The sequence below is a fragment of the Neisseria sp. HMSC069H12 genome (genome assembly GCF_001812735.1).
Classification (GTDB): domain Bacteria; phylum Pseudomonadota; class Gammaproteobacteria; order Burkholderiales; family Neisseriaceae; genus Neisseria; species Neisseria subflava.
In genome coordinates, this window is record NZ_KV810246.1 from 21,270 (window position 1) to 27,450 (window position 6,181).

The window sequence follows — 6,181 nt, forward strand, 5'->3', positions numbered from 1 at the left end:
TATAATGTTTTCAGTCTGAACCTAGCGGCCGTTTTGCTTTACAATATCGGAAGATAAGAAAACATAGTGAGGAACCAAACCATGAGTACACAGTCTGAAAAAAACGTTGTAGTCATCAAGCCGCAGGATTTGCCGCTGCATTGCTCCGGCCCTAATCATGAAACATGGAACGGCCATCCGCGTGTGTTCTTGCCGATTCAGTCCAATAGTGAGATTGAATGTCCGTATTGCGGCACTTATTACCGTCTTGATGGCGAGATTCCGCATCACCATTACTAATCTATGCCTATGTTGAACAAAATCATCTGCGCTTTGTGCGTGAGTTTGTGCGCTGCGTGCGGTTCTTATAAGGCCGTGCGCCCTGATGCGCCGTTACCTGTCATTGCACAAGCGCAGACGTATTCTGTCCGTTATCAATCCGCACAAGGTCGGACGATTACTGCAATTTATATCAACAGCCACAGCCCGATGATGGTTGAGCTGCGTGAAGGCAATACGGTTGAAAAACTGGTGCAAGTCCGCTTGCGGAGTCAGGGCGTCGAGTACGCCAATCCGAGCTCGCGTTGGCAAATTGGCGATGGGTTTGCCGTACTGATTCGCGGCGGGAAAGAAGTTGTATTTAAAGAGATTGTGGAATAGGGCGGTTTAGCCTTTAGCCAAATATTTGATTAAAGGTTTGGGCAAACCATAATCCGCCAAATGTTCCAATGATACCCAAAGGCCGTCTGAAAGATGTTCAGACGGCCTTTGTTGCGTCTGAAAAGGGGTAATCATCAATAAACGGTGGGTCAGGCGGTGGGTAAACGTGGTTTGTTCTTCAAGGCCGTCTAAAACAATGCCGAAGTGTTCGGCGTAAGTATACAAATCGTCTAATTTTTCAAAACAGGGTACGCAATACAGACCGCCCCAAATGCCTTTGGCAGGGCGTTTTTCAAGCAATAATGCGCCGTCAGTGTGATGAATAATCAGCCAATAAAGCGGTAGGGTTTGCACTTCGGGAGCAGTTTTTTTGCGGGGCAGCTCGTCAATGCGGTTTTGTTTTTTTGCTTCGCAGATCTCTGCCATAGGGCATTGATGGCACAAAGGTTTTGTTCGTTTGCAGACGGTTGCGCCCAAATCCATCAGCCCTTGTGTATAGGCAGGCATATCGGCGTTTTCAGACGGCATCAGGCTTTCTGCAAGCGTCCAAAGCGCGTTTTCAAATTTTTTGTCTTGCGGATTTCCGTCTTGGGCAAAGACACGGCAGAGAACGCGTTTGACGTTGCCGTCCAAGATGGTTTCGCGTCGGTTGAAAGCAAAGGCGGAAATAGCGGCGGCGGTACTTCTGCCTACGCCGCAGAGCGTCTCCAAGTCTTTGCGCTCGGATGGAAAGATACCGCCGAATTGTCCGACGACTTGTTGTGCAGCTTTGTGCAGGTTACGTGCGCGGCTGTAATAACCCAAGCCTGCCCACAAGGATAAAACCTCGTCTTGCGGCGCAGTGGCCAGTGATTGCACGGTTGGGAATTTGGCTAAGAAACGCGGATAGTAGTCCAATACGGTAGCAACCTGCGTTTGTTGGAGCATGATTTCTGAAAGCCAGACGGAATAAGGGTCTTTGACCTGCCAAGGCAAATCGTGACGGCCGTGTTGGCGCTGCCAATCGATGAGTCGTCGTGCGAAGGATGAGGGTGTGTTCATTAATATTTACTTTTTAATTATTTATTTTTAAAACAGTATATTACACTATAATATACAAAATAATAATCAGGATTGACTTATCTTATGGAGGGGTATATAAATATAGTTAACGTGGATTTACGCTGTATTGTTAAAATTTATTAACCCCTCAAGGAGATTCACATGAAAGCAATGGTTTATCATGGCGCAAACGACATCCGTTTCGAAGAAAAACCCCGCCCTCAAATTATCGATCCGACCGATGCAGTCGTCAAAATTGTTAAGACCACGATTTGCGGTACTGACTTGGGTATTTGGAAGGGTAAAAACCCTGAAGTTGCCGACGGTCGTATTCTCGGTCATGAGGGCATCGGTATTGTAGAAGAAGTCGGCGATGCTGTAAAAAACATCAAAGTCGGTGATAAAGTCATTATTTCATGTGTCAGCAAATGCTGTACTTGCGACAACTGTAAAATCCAACTTTATTCACACTGCCGCAACGGCGGTTGGATCTTGGGCTATATGATTGACGGTACACAGGCCGAATACGTCCGTACGCCTTATGCCGACAATAGCTTGGTTCCGCTGCCTGACAACGTCAACGAAGAAGTTGCCCTGCTGTTGAGCGATGCTTTGCCGACCGCCCACGAAATCGGCGTGCAATATGGTGATGTGAAACCTGGCGATACCGTGTTCATCGCCGGTGCCGGCCCTATCGGTATGTCTGCGTTGCTGACCGCACAACTGTATAGCCCTGCCGCTATCATCGTTTGCGATATGGACGAAAACCGCTTGAAACTGGCGAAAGAATTGGGCGCAACCCATACCATCAACCCCGCTTCCGGCGATGTGAGCAAGCAAGTTGCCGCCATTGTCGGTGAAGACGGCGTAGATTGCGCCATCGAAGCGGTCGGTATCCCTGCAACTTGGAATATGTGCCAAGACATCGTGAAACCCGGCGGCCATATTGCTGTGGTTGGTGTACATGGTCAATCCGTTGATTTCAAACTGGAAAAACTGTGGATTAAAAACCTTGCCATCACTACCGGCCTGGTTAACGCCAATACCACCGAAATGCTGATGAAAGCCATTTCCAGCAGCTCAGTGGATTACACCAAAATGATGACCCACCATTTCAAATTCAGCGAATTGGAAAAAGCTTACGATGTATTCAAGCATGCTGCTGAAAACCAAGCCATGAAAGTGGTTTTGGAGGCGGATTGATTTGAAAATCGTTTAATATGCCGTTAATTAAAGGCCGTCTGAACATTCAGACGACCTTTTTGTATGGTTTTATTTTTTCTTCAACCAAACGCCGCTTTCGATATGGTGGGTAAATGGGAATTGGTCGAACAGGGCGGCGCGTTCGATGGTATGGGTTTGACAGAGCGTATCGAGGTTGGTGCGTAGGGTCTCAGGGTTGCAGGAAATATAGAGGACGTTGTCGAATCGGGCAACCAATTTGAGCGTCTCATCATCAACACCGGCGCGTGGAGGATCGACAAAAATAGTTGAAAAATCATAGTTTTTCAAGTCGATGCCTTGTTCTTGCAGGCGGCGGAATTCGCGGTTTTGCGTGTAGGCCTCGGTAAATTCTTCAGCAGACAGGCGGGCGACTTTGAGATTGGTAATTTGGTTGGCTTCAATATTCCATTGGGCGGCGTTGACGGAAGTTTTGGAGACTTCGGTTGCCAATACTTGAGTGAAATGTTGCGAAAGTGGCAGGGTGAAATTGCCGTTGCCGCAGTACAGCTCAAGTAGGTCTTTGCCTAAGTTTTGCGCAGCATCACACGCCCACGTCAGCATTTTTTGGCACACTTGGGCATTGGGTTGGGTAAAGCTGCCCTCAATTTGACGATAGCGGAAGGTCTTTCCGTTGACTTCTAATGCTTCGGTCACAAAATCTTGGCTCAATACGATTTTTTGTCCGCGGCTGCGGCCAATGATGTGGATGCCCAAATTGTGCGCCAACTCTTGCGCGGCTTGTTGCCATGCTTCGTTCAGTTTCTTGTGGTAAATCATGGTAACCAGCATTTCTCCGCTTAAAGTGGACAAAAATTCGACGGCGTACCAGCGGTTTTTCAGCTCGGGATGATTGGATGTGGCTTCAATCAATTTCGGCATCAAGGCATTGATGGATTCGGATGCGGCAGGAAATTGGTCGCAACGGATCAGGCTTGCCCCGCTTGCCTTTTGTCCGCGCTCAAACATGGCGTAAAACATTTCACCGCCCTCATGCCAGATACGGAACTCGGCACGCATTCTGTAATGCTGTTCCGGAGATTCAAAGATTTCGATTTCAGGGAAATCCAGTCCTTGGAAAAGTTGCTGAAGATATTGCTTTTTGTCGGCTAGTTGTTGCTGGTAGGCAGTCATTGGGGCAGTCTTTCGGAAAATAATGGCGAATTATAATATAGTTGGCGCAAAGATACGAAAGGCCGTCTGAAACATCGGTTTCAGACGGCCTTTGATTGTAAAGCATCAGCTTGTCAATCAGCCTTGCATTTGTTTGGCTTGAACGGCAGTCAGGGCGATGGTGAAGACGATGTCTTCAATCAATGCGCCGCGGGACAAGTCGTTAACCGGTTTGCGCAAACCTTGCAACAACGGGCCTACGCTCAGGACGTTGGCGCTGCGTTGTACGGCTTTGTAAGTACAGTTGCCGGTATTGAGGTCTGGGAAAACCAAAACGGTTGCTTGACCGGCAACAGCGCTGCCCGGAGCTTTGGATTGGCCGATAGATGGAACGGTAGCCGCATCGTATTGCAACGGACCTTCGATGGCCAAATCAGGGCGTTTTTCGTTCGCCAGTTTGGTTGCTTCGATCACCGCATCGACATCAGGGCCGCTGCCTGAGTTGATGGTAGAGTAGGAAATCATGGCTACTTTTGGATCGATACCGAAGGCTTTGGCGCTGTCGGCAGATTGGATGGCGATGTCGGCCAGTTGTTCCGGAGTTGGGTTTGGGTTAACCGCGCAGTCGGCAAATGCTAATACTTGGTTAGGCAGCAACATGAAGAATACGCTGGATACAAGGCTTGCACCCGGAGCGGTTTTAATCAGTTGCAGGGCAGGGCGGATGGTGTTGGCGGTGGTGTGGACTGCACCGGAAACCAAACCGTCTACGTCGTTTTGAGCCATCATCATGGTGCCGAGCACGACGGTGTCTTGCAGCTGTTTGCGTGCGTCTTCAGGAGTCAGGCCTTTGGATTTGCGCAATTCGCACATCGGCTCGACGTATTGCTCAACCAAAGAAGCAGGATCGATGATTTCTAAAGAATCAGGCAGGGAGATGCCGCGTTCTTTCGCTACGGCCTCAACTTCTTCGCGGGTCGCCAACAGTACGCAACGGGCGATGCCTTTTTCGTGACAGATAGCGGCAGCGGCGACGGTGCGTGGTTCTGCACCTTCAGGCAGAACGATGCGCATATCGGCTTTGCGGGCAAAATCGATCAGGTTGTAACGGAATTGGGCTGGAGACAGGCGTTTGGCTTCGCGTTTGGCCAAAGCGGATACGTCTTGCAGTTTGTCGCTGGAGCCGAAGAAAGTCAGGCCGGTTTGCTCGGCAACTTGTGCGCCTAAAGCAGCGGCTGCGCCGTCAATGATAAAGCCTTCCAATAAGCCCGGGGAGTTGGTGTAGAGCTGTTTGGTGAGGTTTAATTGTTGGGTGACGGCGGCTGCGTCGGTGTTGTCGGATTTCAGCGCCAATACAACACCTGCGTCCAAAGACAGCGCCAATTCAACGTTTTTGCCTGACAAGAACAATTTGTCCGCATCAGGAGTGATGCCTTCGATAACGAGATTGTCTGCATTCAATGCTGCAACTTTACCGACAAGTGCGTCAAACCAATCGTCGCTTTTGCCTTGAGCCAACAGGGTTTCGGCAGCAGGGTCAACGGCTTGGAAAACTTGCGCATTTAATGCTGCTGCAAATGCTTTTGCCGCTGCATCGGCGCTCAGACCGGCAGATACCGGTGCGATCAGGATTTTTGCCATTTTGTGTCCTCTCATTCGGTGATTGTAGAAGGGTGTTGCTGTGGCGCAGCTGGTGCTGCATTTATCACTTCGGGATAACATATACACGGCCATATTAACATATGTCATCAGGCCGTCTGAAAAGTATAAACGCAATGGACCAAATCCATCAATCCCCCATTGCTGCCAAAAGCTCGGCTTGATGCTCGGCAATCAGGGCATTGGTGATTTCTTCTAAATCGCCGTCCATCACAAAATCCAGTTTGTGCAGGGTAAGGTTGATGCGGTGGTCGGTAACGCGGCCTTGTGGGTAGTTGTAGGTGCGGATGCGTTCGCTGCGGTCGCCGCTGCCGATCAGGGATTTGCGTTCGGCGGCTTCTTTGGCTTGTGCTTCGCGTTTTTGCGCGTCGTTCAGGCGGGCAGCGAGGACTTTCATCGCTTGCGCTTTGTTGGCGTGTTGGCTGCGGCCGTCTTGGCATTCGACCACCATGCCTGTCGGCAAGTGGGTAATACGGACGGCGGAGTCGGTTTTGTTGATGTGCTGACC

Annotated in this window: 7 protein-coding genes; 3 read left to right on the plus strand and 4 right to left on the minus strand. The window is 49.7% G+C overall.

Annotation, left to right across the window (positions count from 1 at the left end):
* Positions 1 to 81: 81 nt before the first annotated feature.
* Positions 82 to 279, plus strand: coding sequence for a zinc-finger domain-containing protein (locus tag HMPREF2872_RS11190; RefSeq protein WP_003745781.1), 198 nt, complete (start codon positions 82 to 84; stop codon positions 277 to 279).
* 3 nt (positions 280 to 282) lie between these two features.
* Positions 283 to 639 (plus strand): hypothetical protein, encoded by a 357-nt coding sequence (locus HMPREF2872_RS02435; RefSeq protein WP_036473192.1) that lies wholly within the window; start codon positions 283 to 285, stop codon positions 637 to 639.
* A gap of 6 nt (positions 640 to 645) precedes the next feature.
* Here the strand turns inward: HMPREF2872_RS02435 and mutY are convergent, their stop codons facing one another.
* The gene (gene mutY / locus HMPREF2872_RS02440; RefSeq protein ID WP_070630948.1) at positions 646 to 1,680 is read right to left on the minus strand and encodes an A/G-specific adenine glycosylase; all 1,035 of its coding nucleotides are present in this window, start codon (positions 1,678 to 1,680) and stop codon (positions 646 to 648) included.
* A 162-nt stretch (positions 1,681 to 1,842) separates the two neighbouring features.
* Here mutY and HMPREF2872_RS02445 point away from each other — a divergent pair, with 162 nt between their 5' ends.
* On the plus strand, positions 1,843 to 2,883 hold the full coding sequence (locus tag HMPREF2872_RS02445; protein ID WP_070630951.1) for a zinc-dependent alcohol dehydrogenase family protein: 1,041 nt from the start codon (positions 1,843 to 1,845) through the stop codon (positions 2,881 to 2,883).
* Between the two features lie 69 nt (positions 2,884 to 2,952).
* Here HMPREF2872_RS02445 and trmA read toward each other — a convergent pair whose 3' ends face one another.
* The 3 genes from trmA to HMPREF2872_RS02460 form a co-directional block, all read right to left on the minus strand.
* On the minus strand, positions 2,953 to 4,035 hold the full coding sequence (gene trmA / locus HMPREF2872_RS02450) for a tRNA (uridine(54)-C5)-methyltransferase TrmA (protein ID WP_070630953.1): 1,083 nt from the start codon (positions 4,033 to 4,035) through the stop codon (positions 2,953 to 2,955).
* A 117-nt stretch (positions 4,036 to 4,152) separates the two neighbouring features.
* Positions 4,153 to 5,655: a phosphate acetyltransferase gene (gene pta, locus HMPREF2872_RS02455; protein WP_070630955.1), complete on the minus strand. Its 1,503-nt coding sequence runs from the start codon at positions 5,653 to 5,655 to the stop codon at positions 4,153 to 4,155.
* Between the two features lie 148 nt (positions 5,656 to 5,803).
* On the minus strand, positions 5,804 to 6,181 hold a 378-nt coding region (locus HMPREF2872_RS02460), incomplete at its 5' end, for a peptide chain release factor-like protein (RefSeq protein WP_283117749.1).

What these genes read in the sequence shown, in the direction of transcription:
- HMPREF2872_RS11190 (WP_003745781.1), top strand. Translation starts at nt 82, where the DNA reads ATGAGTACACAGTCTGAAAAAAACGTTGTAGTCATCAAGCCGCAGGAT.
- HMPREF2872_RS02435 (WP_036473192.1), top strand. Translation starts at nt 283, where the DNA reads ATGCCTATGTTGAACAAAATCATCTGCGCTTTGTGCGTGAGTTTGTGC.
- mutY (WP_070630948.1), bottom strand. Translation starts at nt 1,680, where the DNA reads ATGAACACACCCTCATCCTTCGCACGACGACTCATCGATTGGCAGCGC.
- HMPREF2872_RS02445 (WP_070630951.1), top strand. Translation starts at nt 1,843, where the DNA reads ATGAAAGCAATGGTTTATCATGGCGCAAACGACATCCGTTTCGAAGAA.
- trmA (WP_070630953.1), bottom strand. Translation starts at nt 4,035, where the DNA reads ATGACTGCCTACCAGCAACAACTAGCCGACAAAAAGCAATATCTTCAG.
- pta (WP_070630955.1), bottom strand. Translation starts at nt 5,655, where the DNA reads ATGGCAAAAATCCTGATCGCACCGGTATCTGCCGGTCTGAGCGCCGAT.